This window comes from Ruegeria sp. AL7 (assembly GCF_056536105.1).
The window spans coordinates 2,490,056-2,505,711 of the sequence record NZ_JBQFJF010000001.1 but is presented as its reverse complement, the minus strand read 5'-3'; the positions used below and the strand labels follow the sequence as shown (position 1 = coordinate 2,505,711).

The 15,656-nt window shown below is 58.1% G+C and carries 16 protein-coding genes; 12 read left to right on the top strand and 4 right to left on the bottom strand.

Annotation, left to right across the window (positions count from 1 at the left end):
* Nucleotides 1-92 precede the first annotated feature (92 nt).
* From ACR3E2_RS12620 to ACR3E2_RS12565, 12 genes are all read left to right on the top strand, one after another.
* Nucleotides 93-806: a uroporphyrinogen-III synthase gene (locus tag ACR3E2_RS12620; RefSeq protein WP_480482621.1), complete on the top strand. Its 714-nt coding sequence runs from the start codon at nt 93-95 to the stop codon at nt 804-806.
* 54 nt (nt 807-860) lie between these two features.
* Complete coding sequence (locus tag ACR3E2_RS12615) at nt 861-2,153, top strand: COG4223 family protein (RefSeq protein ID WP_480492780.1); 1,293 nt, start codon at nt 861-863, stop codon at nt 2,151-2,153.
* 10 nt (nt 2,154-2,163) lie between these two features.
* The gene (locus ACR3E2_RS12610; RefSeq protein WP_480482625.1) at nt 2,164-3,657 is read left to right on the top strand and encodes a heme biosynthesis HemY N-terminal domain-containing protein; all 1,494 of its coding nucleotides are present in this window, start codon (nt 2,164-2,166) and stop codon (nt 3,655-3,657) included.
* Nucleotides 3,658-3,742: 85 nt separating this feature from the next.
* Nucleotides 3,743-4,831 (top strand): MHYT domain-containing protein, encoded by a 1,089-nt coding sequence (locus ACR3E2_RS12605; RefSeq protein WP_480482627.1) that lies wholly within the window; start codon nt 3,743-3,745, stop codon nt 4,829-4,831.
* A gap of 139 nt (nt 4,832-4,970) precedes the next feature.
* The gene (locus ACR3E2_RS12600) at nt 4,971-5,804 is read left to right on the top strand and encodes an FAD binding domain-containing protein (protein WP_480482629.1); all 834 of its coding nucleotides are present in this window, start codon (nt 4,971-4,973) and stop codon (nt 5,802-5,804) included.
* A 14-nt stretch (nt 5,805-5,818) separates the two neighbouring features.
* Nucleotides 5,819-6,313, top strand: a complete 495-nt coding sequence (locus ACR3E2_RS12595) for a (2Fe-2S)-binding protein (RefSeq protein ID WP_480482631.1) — start codon at nt 5,819-5,821, stop codon at nt 6,311-6,313.
* Entirely contained in the window at nt 6,310-8,727 is a 2,418-nt protein-coding gene (locus ACR3E2_RS12590; RefSeq protein WP_480482633.1) for an aerobic carbon-monoxide dehydrogenase large subunit, read from the top strand. Before ACR3E2_RS12595 ends, ACR3E2_RS12590 begins: the two co-directional genes overlap by 4 nt.
* A gap of 105 nt (nt 8,728-8,832) precedes the next feature.
* Nucleotides 8,833-9,699: an AAA family ATPase gene (locus ACR3E2_RS12585; protein ID WP_480482635.1), complete on the top strand. Its 867-nt coding sequence runs from the start codon at nt 8,833-8,835 to the stop codon at nt 9,697-9,699.
* A complete protein-coding gene (locus ACR3E2_RS12580; RefSeq protein WP_480482899.1) occupies nt 9,699-10,889 on the top strand; it encodes a vWA domain-containing protein in 1,191 nt (396 codons plus the stop codon). Before ACR3E2_RS12585 ends, ACR3E2_RS12580 begins: the two co-directional genes overlap by 1 nt.
* Nucleotides 10,890-10,902: 13 nt before the next feature.
* Entirely contained in the window at nt 10,903-11,715 is an 813-nt protein-coding gene (locus tag ACR3E2_RS12575) for an XdhC family protein (RefSeq protein ID WP_480482637.1), read from the top strand.
* Between the two features lie 99 nt (nt 11,716-11,814).
* Nucleotides 11,815-12,267: an SRPBCC family protein gene (locus tag ACR3E2_RS12570; protein WP_480482639.1), complete on the top strand. Its 453-nt coding sequence runs from the start codon at nt 11,815-11,817 to the stop codon at nt 12,265-12,267.
* A gap of 262 nt (nt 12,268-12,529) precedes the next feature.
* Nucleotides 12,530-12,754, top strand: a complete 225-nt coding sequence (locus ACR3E2_RS12565) for a hypothetical protein (protein ID WP_209505213.1) — start codon at nt 12,530-12,532, stop codon at nt 12,752-12,754.
* A 30-nt stretch (nt 12,755-12,784) separates the two neighbouring features.
* Here ACR3E2_RS12565 and ACR3E2_RS12560 read toward each other — a convergent pair whose 3' ends face one another.
* The 4 genes from ACR3E2_RS12560 to ACR3E2_RS12545 are packed head-to-tail and all read right to left on the bottom strand — an operon-like array spanning nt 12,785 to nt 15,655.
* A complete protein-coding gene (locus ACR3E2_RS12560) occupies nt 12,785-13,327 on the bottom strand; it encodes a DUF3833 domain-containing protein (protein ID WP_480482641.1) in 543 nt (180 codons plus the stop codon).
* Nucleotides 13,324-13,941, bottom strand: a complete 618-nt coding sequence (locus ACR3E2_RS12555) for a DUF3833 domain-containing protein (RefSeq protein WP_480482643.1) — start codon at nt 13,939-13,941, stop codon at nt 13,324-13,326. Before ACR3E2_RS12555 ends, ACR3E2_RS12560 begins: the two co-directional genes overlap by 4 nt.
* Complete coding sequence (locus ACR3E2_RS12550; RefSeq protein ID WP_480482645.1) at nt 13,938-15,161, bottom strand: MFS transporter; 1,224 nt, start codon at nt 15,159-15,161, stop codon at nt 13,938-13,940. Before ACR3E2_RS12550 ends, ACR3E2_RS12555 begins: the two co-directional genes overlap by 4 nt.
* Nucleotides 15,161-15,655 (bottom strand): hypothetical protein, encoded by a 495-nt coding sequence (locus tag ACR3E2_RS12545; RefSeq protein ID WP_480492779.1) that lies wholly within the window; start codon nt 15,653-15,655, stop codon nt 15,161-15,163. The genes ACR3E2_RS12550 and ACR3E2_RS12545 overlap by 1 nt, the downstream gene beginning before the upstream one ends.
* Nucleotide 15,656: the final 1 nt, after the last annotated feature.

The window sequence follows — 15,656 nt, the reverse complement described above, 5'->3', positions numbered from 1 at the left end:
GATCCGTTGCATCATGTATATACGGCGGGGTATCACCCTGCGCGGATGCAAACAATCCTGAAGGGTCAAGGCGCCACACGTTGTTTTTGTTGATGACCCGCCCCCGCTCCGCCTCGGAAAGGTTTGTCGAGCAGCTGCCAACCCGCGTCAGATCCCGGGTTCAGGTCCTCTATTCGCCGATCATGGAAATCCGGCCTCTGCCAGTTGCGGTGGATACCAAAGGTGTAAAGGGGTTGATCTTTACTTCGGCCAATGCGGTAAATGCGGCGGTCTCGAAAGGTGTTGACCGCACTCTGCCGGCCTATTGCGTGGGACCCGCAACAACCGGTACCGCGAAAGGGCATGGGTGGCAGGCCAAGATGGTTGGAACCACGGCAGAAGAATTGGTCGGGCATCTGCTCAAGCATCGGCCCAAAAGCCCCCTTTTGCACCTGCGGGGTGAGCATACACGGGGCAATGTCGCTGGCAGCCTGACCGAATCTGGTCTGACCGTTCGGGAACAGCCAGTCTATCAGCAGCGGTTGTTGCCGCTAACACCCGAGGCCACCGAGGCCGCCGAAGGAAATCTGCCGATAATTGCTCCGCTTTTCTCGCCGCGCACGGCGCGACATTTTGCCGATATTTGGGCCGGATCAGCCCCCCTTTGGCTGGTTGCGATCAGCCAGGCTACGGCTGACCCCCTTTATTCTTTGGACTATGAGCACCTGAAGATTGCAAAACATCCGACACCGAAGAAAATGCGTAAAGCTGTTAAAAAGCTTGTGAAACATGTGTTGCGGGTTGAGGGTGGCGAGGTCCCCGATTAACTTAACCTGGGCTGTTATTAATCTGAATTTGGATTCGATAAGGGGAATATTGCGGTGGCTGGTAAGAAGAAATCCGATCAAAAGCCGGTGGAACCCCTCCTAGCGGATGATGCAGTCGAAACTGATCTGCGGCAGGACGATACGCCTGTTGACCCGGCTGAACCTGTAGAAGAAGACCTGTCCGAAGCCGAAGCCGAAGCCGAAGCCGAAGCCGAAGCCGAAGCCGAAGCCGAAGCCGAAGCCGAAGCCGAAGCCGAAGCCGAAGCCGAAGCCGAAGCCGAAGCCGAAGCCGAAGCCGAAGCCGAAGCCGAAGCCGAAGCCGAAGCCGAAGCCGAAGCCCCGGTCACTGAAAAGACCGTCGAACGCGTAGTTGAAAAACGTGGCGGTTTCGTTCCGGCCCTGTTGGGGGGCGCGCTGGCTGCCGTTGCAGGTTTCGCGCTGGGCAACGGAGGGCTGCTGCCAACCAGCCCGGACAACTCGGGAGCGCTGGCAGAGCTGGAAGCAAAGCTGACAGAGCAGTCGGACCAGATCGCCAAACTGTCACAGGCGCTTGCAAACAGCCCTGATGTGTCTGGACTGGCAGATCAGGTCAAAACGTTGTCGGACAAGCTGACACCGGTTGAAGGCGACCTGAGCACGGTAAAATCCTCGGTTGATGCGCTGTCCGGTCAGGTCGCGCCATTGACGGAACGGATCGCTGCGCTGGAAAAAGCCCCGATTGCCTCCACTGCCTCGCCCGAGGCAACCGCCGCGTTTGAGGCGGAACTGAAGAAACTTCAGGATTCGCTGGCAGCGCAACGGGCTGAAGTCGAAAAAATGGTTTCGGACGCTCAGGCCCTTGAAGCGAAAGCCTCGGCAGAAGCACAAGCCGCAACGAATGCTGCCACTCTGGCGCGCCTGCGTGGGCAGCTGGATACCGGCCAGCCTTTTTCGGAACTGGTTGCTGAATTGAAGGCAGGCGGCGTGAGTGTGCCGGACGCCCTGTCCGGCCCGTCGGAAAAAGGCGTGGAAACACTGACCGCGCTTCGGGCGTCGTTCGAGCCTGCGGCGCGAAATGCATTGGCCGAGGCGCGCGAGGCTGAAAAAGGAACGGGTTTGGTCGCCTTCCTGCAACGTCAAACGGGCGCCCGTTCCGTCACGCCTCAGGAAGGTGATGGTCCAGACGCTGTTCTGTCGCGCGCGCAGGCTGCGCTGGCAGATGGCGACCTGACCAAAGCTTTGAATGAACTGAAATCACTTCCCGAAGTGGCGCAGGCTGCGATGGCCGATTGGGAGCAGGCGGCCGGGACACGAGCCGCCGCCGTTGACGCCGTGAATACGCTGGCTTCCAGCCTGAACTCGAACTGAAGGACCTGCCATGCTGTGGTCATTGTTTAAGATCCTCGTTTTTGTTGCGATTATCGGCCTGCTGGCGCTGGGCGGTCACTTCCTGATGCAAACCAGCGGTGGGGTGCAGATCACCGTCGCGGGCACGGAATTCACCCTTGGGCCGCTTCAGTCGGTGATTGCGCTGGGTATTCTGGTATTTGCGGTCTGGCTGTTCTTCAAACTGCTCAGCCTTTTGGTTGCGACGCTCAAATTCCTCAACGGCGACGAAACCGCCCTGTCGCGTTATTTCGACCGCAGCCGGGAACAGCGCGGCTATCAGGCGCTGGCCGATGGGTTGATGGCGTTGGCCTCGGGCGAGGGGCGCATTGCCATGACCAAGGCCAGTAAAGCCGAAAAGCTGTTGAACAAGCCGGAACTGACGGATCTTCTGGTGGCGCAGGCTGCCGAGATGACGGGTGACACCAAGAAAGCTTCGGACACCTACAAGAAACTGGTGACAAACAGTGCGACCCGATTTGTCGGGGTGCGCGGTATCATGAAACAGAAGCTGGCCGAGGGAGATGATGAAACCGCCCGCAAGCTGGCCGAAAAGGCACTGGCCATCAAACCGCGTCACGAAGAGACACAGGATGTTCTGCTGAATTTGCAGACCAAGGCGCAGGATTGGGCCGGTGCCCGGTCGACGCTGACTTCCAAGTTGAAAGCAGGGTATCTGCCGCGCGACGTCTTCAAACGCCGTGATGCGGTTCTGGCGCTGTCCGAAGCCAAGGGAATCCTAGATGAAGGCGCAACTGTCGAGCAACAGGAGCGCGCGATCGAAGCCAATCGCCTGTCGCCCGATCTGGTGCCTGCCGCCGCCATGGCGGCCCGCGCGTATATCGCCAAGGGTAAGTCGCGGGCGGCGACAAAGATCCTGAAAAAAGCGTGGGAGGTTCGCCCACATCCGGATCTGGCCCATGCCTTTGCCGAGATCGCGCCGGATGAAACCCCGGAACAACGGGTCAGACGATTCACGGCACTGACCCGCATTCATCCTGAAAACATGGAAACTCGTTTGATCCTGGCCGAGCTGAACATTGTGGCCGAAGACTTTCCCGAAGCCCGCCGTGCCCTGGGTGATGTTGTCGAAAAACGGGGTGATGCGCGCGCCTATACATTGATGGCTGCTGTTGAGCGCGGCGAGGGTGCCACGGATGCCGTTGTCCAAGGTTGGCTTGCCAAGGCGCTGAACGCGCCGCGCGGCCCGCAATGGGTGTGCGACAACTGTCATGACATTCAACCCGAATGGGGACCTGTCTGTCAGAACTGCCACAGCTTCGATACGCTCAGCTGGCAGACACCACAGACACCCGAGATTGCAACAGCAACCGGGGTTCACATGTTGCCCCTGATCGTCGGCGCACTTGAGAACCAGACCGAAGAACCCGAAACAGTCGAGCCTGCGGAAGACGATGACGTGGTTGAAGCCACGGTGGATGCCGTAGAGGTCGCGGACGATGCAGAGGCTCAGAAACAGGTCTGAGCCCTGCTGTTGCTAACTGTGAATTGTCGCAATCAATTCGGTTTGCTAACGTCATCCTCGCGTCGGGGAGGGCGTTCAAATCCAAATGCTGGACTACTCTCACAACACTTGGTTGGTGGTGGCTTCGCTTGCCGTGGCGCTCATGGCCGGGTTCACGGGTCTGTACCTGACGCATGGCGCGTCAAGGCTGGATAGCCAGCAGCGCAAGTTCGTGGTGGCATTGGCCGCTGTCATTCTGGGCGGCGGCATCTGGTCGATGCATTTCGTAGCGATGCTGGGGCTGCAACTGCCAATCCTGTTCTACTATGATGCCCTGATCACTCTGATGTCGGCACTGGTCGCGATCCTGATGGTCGGGCTGGCGTTGCTGCTGCTGCATTTCCGGCCTCGCTCGGTTCAGACGATGATCGGATCTGGTGTGATTGTCGGGCTGGGCATCGTCGCGATGCACTTTGTCGGGATGGCTGGTATGCAGCTTTGCCGCCCCGTCTATGACATTTTCGATGTTGCTCTGTCAGCACTGGCATCAGTAATCTTGTCGGTGGCTGCAATTTGGGTGGCTTATGGCAACCGGACACAACGGAACATCCTGCTTGGCACGGTTTGTTTCGGGCTGGCGGTGTTCACCATGCATTTTGTTGCCACGGGCCTGACTGATTTCGTCGCGAGCGACAGCCTCGGCGGGGCGGGTCCAGCGCTGGATAATCAGGTTTTGGCAATGGGGGTGACGGTATCCGTCTTTCTGATCTGTGGTGCTTTCCTGTTGACCGGTATTACGTTCATAGAGCCAAAGCCCGTGACTGCACCTGCCTCAGGACCTGTGTCGGAACCCACCCCAATGCGCGCTGGTGTTCCGTATGAGCGCGAAGGCCAGACTTTTTTTGCGCATCCCGCGCGGATCGCCGCAATTCGGGCCGAAGGGCATTACACGGTACTCTATATGGATGCAGAGAAACTGTTCTGCCCCTGGTCGATCACCGATGCGGAAACGCGGCTTTTGCCCGAAGGGTTCCTGCGGGCGCATCGCAGTTATCTGGTGAACCCGAAACACGTCTCGCGATTTGAACGTCACAAGGACAACGGCACCTGTTATTTCGATGGTGTTGACGCGCTGAGCAAGGTGCCGGTCAGCCGGTCCCGCCTGACAGATATTCGCGAGGCACTGGGGGTCTAGGCGCAACTCGTGCAGTTCTTTCGCATTTCGTGAAACAAGCCGCGCGCTCCGTTTTCCTTAACTGGATCAGTTAAATCCGCCGTTCTTTCCTTACCTCAGGTCCCCCAAGGCATATCGCCCGGACCCAGGGAGGAAAAACATGATACCAGCCGGCTTTGAGTATCACCGGCCAGGCGACATTGCCTCGGCCATCGGCATTCTACAGGAATATGGCGACGAGGCGCGCGTGATCGCGGGCGGGCATAGCCTGATCCCGATGATGAAGCTTCGCATGGCCGAGATGGGTCATCTGGTCGATCTTCAGGCCATTGAAGAACTCAAGGGGATAGAGGTCGGGCCTGACACCGTTACTTTGGGTGCGATGGTCACGCAGCACGAGCTGATCACCCACAGCGGTCTGGCCGAAGCCATTCCGTTGATCCGCGAGGCGGCGCTTCAGATTGCGGATCCGCAAGTGCGGTACATGGGCACTGTCGGTGGCAATGTAGCCAATGGTGACCCGGGCAATGACATGCCGGGTCTGATGCAATGCTTGAACGCCGCGTTCGAGTTGTCCGGCCCGGACGGGAACCGGACAGTTGCCGCGCGTGATTTTTATGAGGCCGCGTATTTCACCGCCCGCGAAGACGAAGAAATCCTGACCCGGATTTCGATCCCTGTACCGGGTGCAGGCGTGGGGCAGGCCTATCAAAAGCAAAAGCGCAAGATAGGAGATTATGCGACCGCCGCCGCGGCTGTGATGGTTGGCAACGGTCAGGCCTCGGTTGCGATGACCAATCTGGCCGACACGCCCATCTGGTCGGATGAGTCCAGCACCGCGCTGGCCGGGGGTGATGTCGAAGGGTGCGTTGCCGCAATGCTAGACGCAATCGATCCGGTCGCTGACAACCGCGGCCCCGTCGAATTCAAGAAACACGTGGCAGCCGTGGTGCTGCGCCGCGCCATCGACCGTGCGCAAAGCCGCGCGGGCTGAGGGAGAGGGAACCAATGTCGAAAATGCATGTCAAACTGACCGTAAACGGCAAGCAGGTTGAAGATCTGGCCGAGCCGCGCACGCTGCTGATCCACTTCCTGCGGGAAGACCTGAAAATCACCGGCCCACATATCGGGTGTGAAACCAGCCACTGCGGTGCCTGCACCGTGGATATCGACGGCAAGTCGGTCAAATCCTGCACCGCCTTTGTAGCGCAGGTAAACGGTGCTGAGATCACAACCGTTGAAGGCCTGACCAATGATGATGGCAGCCTTGGAGTGTTGCAGGAAATGTTTCGCGAACATCACGGGCTGCAATGTGGGTTCTGCACGCCGGGCATGATCACCCGGGCGCATCGTCTGTTGCAGGAGAATCCGAACCCGACCGAGGAGGAAATCCGTTTCGGCATGGCCGGAAACCTGTGCCGCTGCACGGGATACCAGAATATCGTCAAAGCGATCTCGGCCTCGGCTGATTTGCTCAATGCACAGAAGGAGGCCGCGGAATGACCGACCAGACTCTGACCCCCGAAGAACGCGCTGCCAACCTCAAAGGTATGGGCTGCGCCCGAAAGCGCGTCGAGGACGTGCGTTTCACTCAAGGCAAGGGTAATTACGTTGATGACATCAAGTTGGACGGGATGCTGTTTGGCGATTTTGTGCGCTCCCCCTACGCACATGCCCGCGTCATCAGCGTGAACAAAGAGGCGGCCTTGGCACTGCCCGGCGTGATCGCCGTTTTGACCGCCGAAGACCTGTCGCCTTTGGGATTGCACTGGATGCCGACACTGGCCGGTGACAAGCAGATGGTGCTGGCCGATGGCAAGGTGTTGTTTCAGGGCCAGGAAGTTGCCTATGTCGTGGCCGAAGACCGCTATGTCGCGGCAGATGCCGTTGAACTGGTCGAGGTCGAATACGAAGAGCTTCCTGTCATCACGGACCCGTTCGAATCGTTGAAGTCGGACGTGGTGCTCCGCGAAGACCTGGAAGGTCAGACCGAAGGCGCACATGGTCCGCGCAAACATCACAACCACATCTTTACGTGGGAACAGGGCGACAAGGACGCGACCGAAGCTGTGCTGGCCGAGGCGGACGTGGTCGCCGAAGAGATGATCTATTACCACCGCACCCATCCGTGCCCGCTTGAGACCTGCGGTTGCGTGGCGTCGATGGACAAGGTGACTGGCAAGCTGACTCTGTACGGGACGTTCCAGGCCCCCCATGCAATCCGGACAGTTGTGTCTCTGATTTCGGGGCTGGCCGAGCATAATATCCGCGTGATCAGCCCCGATATCGGTGGTGGGTTTGGCAACAAGGTGGGGGCTTACGCAGGCTATGTGTGTTCGGTGGTGGCCTCGATCGTTACCGGCAAGCCGGTGAAGTGGGTCGAGGACCGGATGGAAAACCTGATGTCCACTGCCTTTGCCCGCGACTACTGGATGCAGGGGAAGATTGCCGCCACCAAGGATGGCAAGATCACCGGATTGTGGTGTCACACCACGGCGGATCATGGTGGTTTCGACGCTTGTGCCGATCCGACCAAATTCCCTGCCGGCTTCATGAATATCTGCACCGGGTCTTATGACATCCCGACTGCCTATCTGGCGGTGGATGGTGTCTATACCAACAAGGCGCCGGGCGGTGTGGCCTATCGCTGTTCCTTCCGCGTAACCGAAGCTGCCTATTTCATCGAACGCATGATCGAGGTTCTGGCCATCAAGCTGAACATGGACGCGGCCGAGCTGCGCCGGATCAACTTCATCCGCAAAGATCAGTTCCCGTATCAGTCGGCGCTGGGCTGGGAATATGACTCGGGCGATTATCACACCGCCTGGGACAAGGCGCTGAAGGCCGTGAACTATGAGGGTCTGCGGGCGGAACAGGCGCAGCGGATCGCAGATTTCAAGGCTGGGAAAACGCGCAAGCTGCTGGGCATCGGCCTGACACATTTCACGGAAATCGTCGGGGCCGGACCGGTGAAGAACTGCGATATCCTCGGGCTGGGAATGTTCGACAGCTGCGAGATTCGCATTCATCCGACCGGATCAGCGATTGCGCGGCTGGGGACGATCAGTCAAGGGCAGGGCCACGCCACAACCTTTGCCCAGATCATCGCCAGTGAAATCGGCCTGCCCGCCGATGACATCACGCTGGAAGAGGGTGACACGGATACCGCACCTTACGGGCTTGGGACTTATGGGTCCCGGTCTACTCCGGTCGCTGGTGCGGCCACGGCGATGGCGGCCCGCAAAATTCGGGCAAAAGCCCAGATGATCGCGGCCTATCTGCTGGAGGTGCATGACAATGACGTCGAATGGGACGTGGATCGCTTTGCTGTCAAAGGCGCGCCTGAGCGGTTCAAGACCATGAAGGAAATCGCATTCGCCGCCTATAATCAGGCCATTCCTGGACTGGAGCCGGGTCTGGAGGCCGTCAGCTATTACGACCCGCCGAATATGACTTATCCGTTCGGGGCCTATATCTGTGTCATGGAGATTGACGTGGATACCGGTGAATGGGAGGTCCGGCAGTTCTACGCTTTGGATGACTGCGGCACCCGGATCAACCCGATGATCATCGAGGGTCAGGTCCATGGCGGTGTGACCGAGGCACTGGCTATCGCGATGGGGCAAGAGATTGCCTATGATGATATGGGCAATGTGAAGACCGGTACGCTGATGGACTTCTTCCTGCCAACCGCGTGGGAGACGCCGAACTATACCACCGACCATACGGTGACCCCGTCCCCGCACCATCCGATTGGGGCAAAGGGTGTGGGGGAAAGCCCGAATGTCGGCGGTGTGCCTGCGTTCTCGAACGCAGTGCATGACGCGTTCCGGCATTTTGGCTTGGTGCAGAGCCATATGCCGCACGACCACTGGCGGATCTGGAAGATTGCCAATGGTCTGGGGATGCATGGGTGAATGGGGTCGGACCGGCTGTTGCCGGTCCGACCGGACGGAGGGGGCTCTGCCCCCTCCGAACCTCCCCCGGGATATTTATGGCCAAATGAAGATAGGATCCTGGTTTTGACCTTTAAAGATGTGCAGAACGGGCTGGCCGCGCAGGGCTATGTTGCCGATGATCGGTTGGCCATGGCGCTGCATCTGGCGCAGCAACTTGGGCGCCCTTTGTTGCTGGAGGGGCCGGCGGGCGTGGGGAAAACCGAAGTGGCCAAAGCGGTGGCAGCATGGCGCGATACACGATTGATACGTCTGCAATGCTACGAAGGTCTGGACGCCAGTCATGCCATCTATGAATGGAATTATCAAAGACAGCTATTGGCGATAAGGGCGAGCGAAGCGCAAGGCGGCGTCGCGGAGGCGCAGCTGTTTTCGGATGAATATTTACTGAAAAGGCCTTTGTTAGAGGCGATTTTGGAGGCGAAACCGCCGGTTCTGTTGATTGACGAGATAGATCGGGCGGATGAGGAATTCGAAGCCTATCTTCTGGAAATCCTGTCAGACTTTCAGATCACCATACCCGAGTTGGGAACTGTGCAGGCACATGTGCGGCCTGTCGTCATTCTGACGGCCAACGGGACGCGGGATTTGTCGGATGCGCTGCGCAGAAGGTGTTTGTACAGCTTTCTTGACTATCCTTCGAGAGAGACCGAACAGGCAATCCTGCGGGCGCGACTGCCTGAAATCGAGGGGATTCTGGCGCGTCAGATCATCGGGGTTGTACAGGCGCTGCGTCAGGAAGATCTTGAGAAGAAACCGGGCATCGCAGAAATGCTGGATTGGGCAGCGGCCCTATCCGGGTTGGGTGTCAATGATCTGGTCAAATCCCGCGAAGACGTCCAGGCGACGCTGGTGTGTTTGCTGAAAACTGCCGCAGATTACAGTGTGGCACCGCCCGAGGTGATGGATCGCCTGATCGGAAAGGTCGCGTGATGCAGGTTACCCGCTTTCCTGCCCGGGCTTTGGGCCTTACCGACCGCATGTCGGGTTTCATAGCGCATCTACGCATGAATGGCATGCAAATGGGGGCGTTGGACGCGGGGGACGCGCTTGCCGCCCTGTCCGAAGTGGATGCAACGGATGCCAATCAGGCCCGACAAGCCATGTGCGCGGTATTGACCGGAGAAGCGGAAGATTGGCGCCGGTTTGATGAACTGTTCGATGCTTATTGGTTCAACGCTGGCGTACAGCGTTCGGGAACAGCGAAAAACAAGCATGTGCGGGTGCAGTCAGCCAAGCCAATGATCTGGCAGACCAGAACTCAGGGTGAGGACGAACCACGATCCGGGTCGGCGCAAGTGACCACTACGCCTGACTGCGGTGAAGGGGAAGCCGAAGGGGTGGACGGCAAGTTGATCGCCACGCGAACGGCCAACCTGTCACGCCGGGACTTGCGAGAGTTGATGGATGAAGAGGCCCTAAAACAGGCTGAAACAGCCGCGCTGACCTTGGCGCGGGCATTTCGGGACAGGCGATCGCGCCGCCGGAAACGGGCGTTGCGCGGGGCTGTTCTGGATATGCGCCGAATACAGCGCGCCAGTCTGGCGCGTGGCGGTGAGCCGCTGGACCTGTATCGCCGAGCGCGGCCACCGCGCCCGATGCGGATTGTGGCATTGTGCGACGTGAGTGGTTCGATGACCGCGTACTCACGCGTGTTTCTGGCCTTCCTGAAAGGGTTGATCGGCAGCGGGATCAAGGCGGATGCGTATTTGTTTCACACACGATTGATGCGGGTTACAGATGCGTTGCGCGACCATGACACCCTCCGGGCTGCGGGGCGATTGTCGCTGATGGCCGAAGGCTTCGGCGGCGGTACCGATATTTCCGGCAGTCTGGAGCGATTTCTGTCGGGATACGGCGCGCGGGCACTGAACGGGCGTACCGTCGTCCTGATCCTGTCGGACGGATATTGCAGTTCTGATCCGCAGGCTCTGGGGGATATGCTGGCGCGTATCAGGCGCAAGGCTCGCCGGATCGTCTGGCTGAACCCCTTGAAGGGCTGGAAGGACTATCAACCTATTGCGGCAGCGATGCAGGCGGCTGAACCCTATCTGGATGCGCATTTGCCGGCCAATACACTGGATGCATTGGCGGCGCTTGAGCCGCAGTTCCAAAAGCTGTGAAAGGAGTCTGACCTTGGCGAATTTCGACATTTTTGACACTATCGATCAGCTGCGCGGAACCGGAGAGGCATTTTGTGTGGCGACGGTTTTGCGCACGGCGGATGCGACTTCGGCCAAAGCTGGGGGGAAGGCGGCGATTACCCGGGCGGGTGAAATTCTGGGGCATCTTGGCGGGGCTTGTGTGCAGCGCGCAGTCCGGGCCGCGGCGCAACAGGCTTGGACGTCCGGGGTGCCGCAGATTATCCGTGTCAAACCTTCGGAAAAGGTGGTGAAAATGACCGATCCCGATGGTGTGCAAACGTTCAAAAGTGGGTGCCCGTCCGGTGGCACTGTTGATCTTTTGGTCGAGCCCTATCAACACGCGCCCCGGCTGGTGATTTTCGGCGAGGGGTCGATTGCCAAAGCTCTGGCGGCACATGGATCGCTGGCCGGATTTCGCACGGTTGTCGAGGATGGGCTTGATATTGCTGGAAACCATGTGCGGTTCGCCTTGGCTCAGGTCGATGCGCTGGGCGTGGAGCCGCGGGACTTTGTCGTGGTGGCTGCGCAGGGGCGCAGCGATGCGTCCGCTTTGAAGGCGGCCTTGGAAACCGATGCGGCACGTGTGTCGATGGTGGCCAGTCGCCGCAAGGCAGCTACGCTGACTGCAAAGCTTATCGCCCAGAGATTGGACCCTTTGAAAGTTGCGCGCCTGAAATCCCCGGCGGGGTTGGACATACATGCCATAGATCCGCATGAGATCGCCCTGTCGATTTTGGCCGAGATTGTGATGTGGCGGAACGGTGAAAAGGCAGCAAAGGTGCCGCATGATGAAAAGCTTGCTTGAACACCTTTGCCACATGTGGCCTGCGTGGCTGGCTCAAAGGATAGAAACGGCTGCAATGCGCCTATTTCCAAGATGTTGTTGAACAAAGGAAAGACCTGAATGGAACTGACTGATGAAATCCGTATCGCAGCGCCACGCGACGTCGTTTACCGCGCGCTTAACGATCCCGACATTTTGATGGAATGCATCCCGGGATGTGAGGAACTGACGCAGAAATCACCAAACGAGCTTGAGGCGAAAGTTGTTCTGAAAATAGGCCCGGTCAAAGCGCGCTTTGCAGGTGAGGTCACGTTGGACACAGCCAATGCACCAAATGGGTTCTCTCTGATGGGTGAAGGCAAGGGCGGGGCGGCTGGATTTGCCAAGGGCGGCGCAGACGTGTCGTTGACCGAAGAAGGAGACGAAACCGTACTGAAATACACGGCGAAAGTTGATGTTGGCGGCAAGATCGCGCAACTCGGCAGTCGGTTGATTGCAGGAACCGCAAAGAAGTTGTCGGCAAAGTTCTTTACGCGGTTCGGAGAGATTGTGTCAGAGCAGTCGGCGGCATGATCCGGGGCATCCATAGCCGAGAGGTTGTCAAAGAAGGAACCACTGTCGACACGCCGGGGAAACCCGCCCTAAACAGAATGTGTGGCAATCGGCGGTGCCTGCAAATACCCAGTCAGGACAACACCCTTCAGCGAGAGCTGCGAACACCCCTGTCAACGGGGGGTTGAAAATCGGGTTCTGCCCATAAAAAATTGGCTTTTCCCGAAATAACCGGTAGGTTTTCTGCAAAAGGTGGAAAACACCGGAGGCAGTAAGAGAGCAGATGTCACAGGCAAAAACTCGTGTTTTGCGGACCACGATACCTGCCGGTCTTGTCGGCAAACGGGACGGTCTTTTTTTCTTGTGGGGCGAGATTGAGCGTGCCCGTTTGAAAACTGAAGTCGGAGCCCGCCAGGATGCTGCAACGCCGGATGGGCCAAGTGCAAACATGGCTGGCGCAGCAAGGCGACTGGTACAGGTGCCGGTGGACGAGTTCATATTTTATTGATGGGCAACGTCTGGTTGGGAACAGCGGGATCTATCCTTTTTCAAAGATCAGGATAACTTCGCCGAGGCGTACGCCAAAGCGTGAGACGTAAGCGCGGTTTAACAGACGGTCCTCGGTCAGCAGCCACATCCAGTCGTCAAAACTGACGCGCATCGTGCCATCTTTGACAGGCAGGTCAATTTTGTATTTCCAGTTGAAGGTGTCGCCCCTTTCGGTCCCGCTGGCGGTTCCCAGCACACCGGGTGCAGTACCAGCCCACGTGTCATCACTAGTCTTTGTCAACGTCCAGATGCGCTGTTCAGTTGCGCCGTCGTCGTAGATAAAATCCTCGACCAGTGTCAGGGTTTTCCCGTCCCATGTGCCGTCGATATCGACTTCAAATCTGCGTGGAACATTCCCCAACACATCCTGAAACTGCCCGTAAGCCACGGTCTTTCCGTCGAAGAATTCCTCGAGGTTCAGCTGCCGTTCAGACAGAAAGGTTGTCGGAACCTTCGGTTTGCCAGAGCAGGCAACCAGAAGTGCAAAGCTTGCGACGGAAACGCATGTAATCAGAGAGCGACCTGTGATCATTGCACCAGCCGCCTTTCTGAAGTGATGCTATACTCATTTGCGCCACCTACGTGGATCGGATGTGATTTGGGGGTTGGGCGCATTGTTGCAACGAGCTCAGCAACCTTGATGCCAAACTTACGCATCTCGGAGCGATTCATGATAACGCCCTGTTCTGTCAAATACATCCAGTCTGTAACATCCAGCGTGTGTCCTCCTGCGTCCTTGGGCAGAATGATCCTGTAGGTCAGCTTGATCGTTGCGCCGGATATCGTGCCGTGACCTTCGCCAACGATATCCTCTGCCGTTGCCGTAAACGTATTTCTGGTGCCCAGCGTCAGATACCACTTACGGTTCATCTTTTTGCCATTTGAGTACGTGAAAAACTCGGAAAGTGTGCCTGTGTTCCCATTCCACTCACCAACCATGCGGGCCACAAAGCTGTTCGACATCCTGCCATTGGGGCCATAGATCAGACCTTCGGACAGGATTTCACCGTTCAGATGCTTCTTCAGCGAAAAAGTGGGCCCGGTACCGGCATAGTCTGACGGGCTCTGCGCACGAAAGCTCAGCAGTCGGGCGCGGACAAACATTGCAATCAGCAGAGCCAGCAGGATGATGGCGAAAGCATTCATTTGCTTGTGACCTCGGTTGGCAGGGTCAGGACCATTCCAAAGGCCCCAAGTTTCAGGATGCAGGGCAGCACCGCGTAGGCGAGATTGAGTGTATCAAGCGCTTGGGCGGAATTGGTTTGACCGGGGGTGAAGCCACTGCGCTCCAGCAATGGCAGGGTAAAAAAGGCTGCCAGGGCCAGGCCCAGCTTGCCAGCAAAGGACCAGATACCAAACGCTGTGGACGCGTTAAGACCGGCTCGGGTCAATGTGACCGAAAACATGGCGGGCAGCACGACCATATCCGCGCCCAGAGCGGCACCCGAGGCGAGGCAGATCACCGCAAAACCGGTGAGGTTCCCAGCGCTCAGTGTGGCGGCACCGATAAACCCCGCGATGGAAAGCGGCATTGCAATCATCAGTGTCTGTTTCGGGCCAATTTGGTTACTGAGCTTTGCCCAAAGCGGCACACTTGCGCCCGCGCTGAGGAAAAACAGGATCAGCAACGGTCCGGCTTTGCCGGGCAGTTGCAAACGGTCCTCTACGAAAAATAGAAACAGGGTCGATGTAATGGCCACGGGTAGGCTGTTGATCAAAGCCAGCACCAGAAGGCGCAAACCCCCGGCCTTGCCCAGGCTTGCGAAAGACAGACCGGATCCGGTGATTGGGGGCCGCCGCCAGATCGGAACAGTCAACAAAAGGGTTGCGACCGATAGCAGACCCAGAAACAGACCAAATGCGGGATAGCCTTGCGCGTGGGCTCCGGCGGCAACAAAAAGGGCAGGGGCACTTGCCGCGATGATAACGCCTGTCAGTTGTCCGCCTTCCCGATAAGCGGCGAGGGTCATCAACTCCTTCGCGTCTGCGCGTTTTGCTAGCGTCGCACTACGCCCGTAGAGCAGGATAGTCCCCAGGCTATAAGCCGAAAACAACAGTATCAGAAGAACAATCAATGTCAGTACATCTGCGCCTTGTTGCAGGCTGAACAGCGCCGGAAATCCAATGGCAAGGCCGAGAGCTGCCATGGACGCAAAGACAAGCTGGCCACCGGGCCATCTATCTATCGCCCAACCGATCAGTGGGTCCTGTACCAGATCGACCAATCGGATCATCAGCAAGACGGTGCCAATCACCCCCAGTCCAATGCCCAGATTCACCGCCGCAAAACGCGGTAGATGAATGTATAGCGGGATGCCCGCCGCAGCGAGCATCAGCGCGTATAAGCTGACCCGAGGGTAAAGCATCACTTTCCCTGAAGCATTTGGGTGAAGGACGCTGACCGTGTGTTTTTGCCGAGGAAAACCGACATGAAACTGCGTTTGATGCCCGGATATGCCATTGTGCAGGTCTTTCGACCGTTCAGCCAGAAACTGACCTTGTCTGGCCCGTCGGACACCGCCAGATAACTGTCACCCTTGGTGACACCCCTAAAACACACGTCCAGTTGGTCGCCGACCGGGGCAGGGTGGCCGACGCGTTTCATCTCGCCGAGCGTCGAGTTGACCAGCGCATTCTTCTTGATGCTTTTACGGTATGTCAGCTGAAGCCCGAAATCTTCACTCCAACTGAACGAAGCACCTTTGGGTGTGTAAAGCTTGGCGTCGTAAATCGGAAACCCGAGATAGCGGAAGGTTGCAGTTCCGCGAAGTTGTGCACCATCCAACTCTTCCGTCACAGGCGACGCGATCAACCCAGTGGGGGCCAGCAAGGAAAGGCTTAGAAGGCTCGCGCGCAACATC

Bases quoted from the DNA above. Each gene is read 5' to 3' on its own strand.
- ACR3E2_RS12620 (WP_480482621.1), top strand. From the start codon at position 93: ATGACCCGCCCCCGCTCCGCCTCGGAAAGGTTTGTCGAGCAGCTGCCA.
- ACR3E2_RS12610 (WP_480482625.1), top strand. From the start codon at position 2,164: ATGCTGTGGTCATTGTTTAAGATCCTCGTTTTTGTTGCGATTATCGGC.
- ACR3E2_RS12605 (WP_480482627.1), top strand. From the start codon at position 3,743: ATGCTGGACTACTCTCACAACACTTGGTTGGTGGTGGCTTCGCTTGCC.
- ACR3E2_RS12600 (WP_480482629.1), top strand. From the start codon at position 4,971: ATGATACCAGCCGGCTTTGAGTATCACCGGCCAGGCGACATTGCCTCG.
- ACR3E2_RS12595 (WP_480482631.1), top strand. From the start codon at position 5,819: ATGTCGAAAATGCATGTCAAACTGACCGTAAACGGCAAGCAGGTTGAA.
- ACR3E2_RS12590 (WP_480482633.1), top strand. From the start codon at position 6,310: ATGACCGACCAGACTCTGACCCCCGAAGAACGCGCTGCCAACCTCAAA.
- ACR3E2_RS12580 (WP_480482899.1), top strand. From the start codon at position 9,699: ATGCAGGTTACCCGCTTTCCTGCCCGGGCTTTGGGCCTTACCGACCGC.
- ACR3E2_RS12570 (WP_480482639.1), top strand. From the start codon at position 11,815: ATGGAACTGACTGATGAAATCCGTATCGCAGCGCCACGCGACGTCGTT.
- ACR3E2_RS12565 (WP_209505213.1), top strand. From the start codon at position 12,530: ATGTCACAGGCAAAAACTCGTGTTTTGCGGACCACGATACCTGCCGGT.
- ACR3E2_RS12560 (WP_480482641.1), bottom strand. From the start codon at position 13,327: ATGATCACAGGTCGCTCTCTGATTACATGCGTTTCCGTCGCAAGCTTT.
- ACR3E2_RS12555 (WP_480482643.1), bottom strand. From the start codon at position 13,941: ATGAATGCTTTCGCCATCATCCTGCTGGCTCTGCTGATTGCAATGTTT.
- ACR3E2_RS12550 (WP_480482645.1), bottom strand. From the start codon at position 15,161: ATGCTTTACCCTCGGGTCAGCTTATACGCGCTGATGCTCGCTGCGGCG.
- ACR3E2_RS12545 (WP_480492779.1), bottom strand. From the start codon at position 15,655: ATGTTGCGCGCGAGCCTTCTAAGCCTTTCCTTGCTGGCCCCCACTGGG.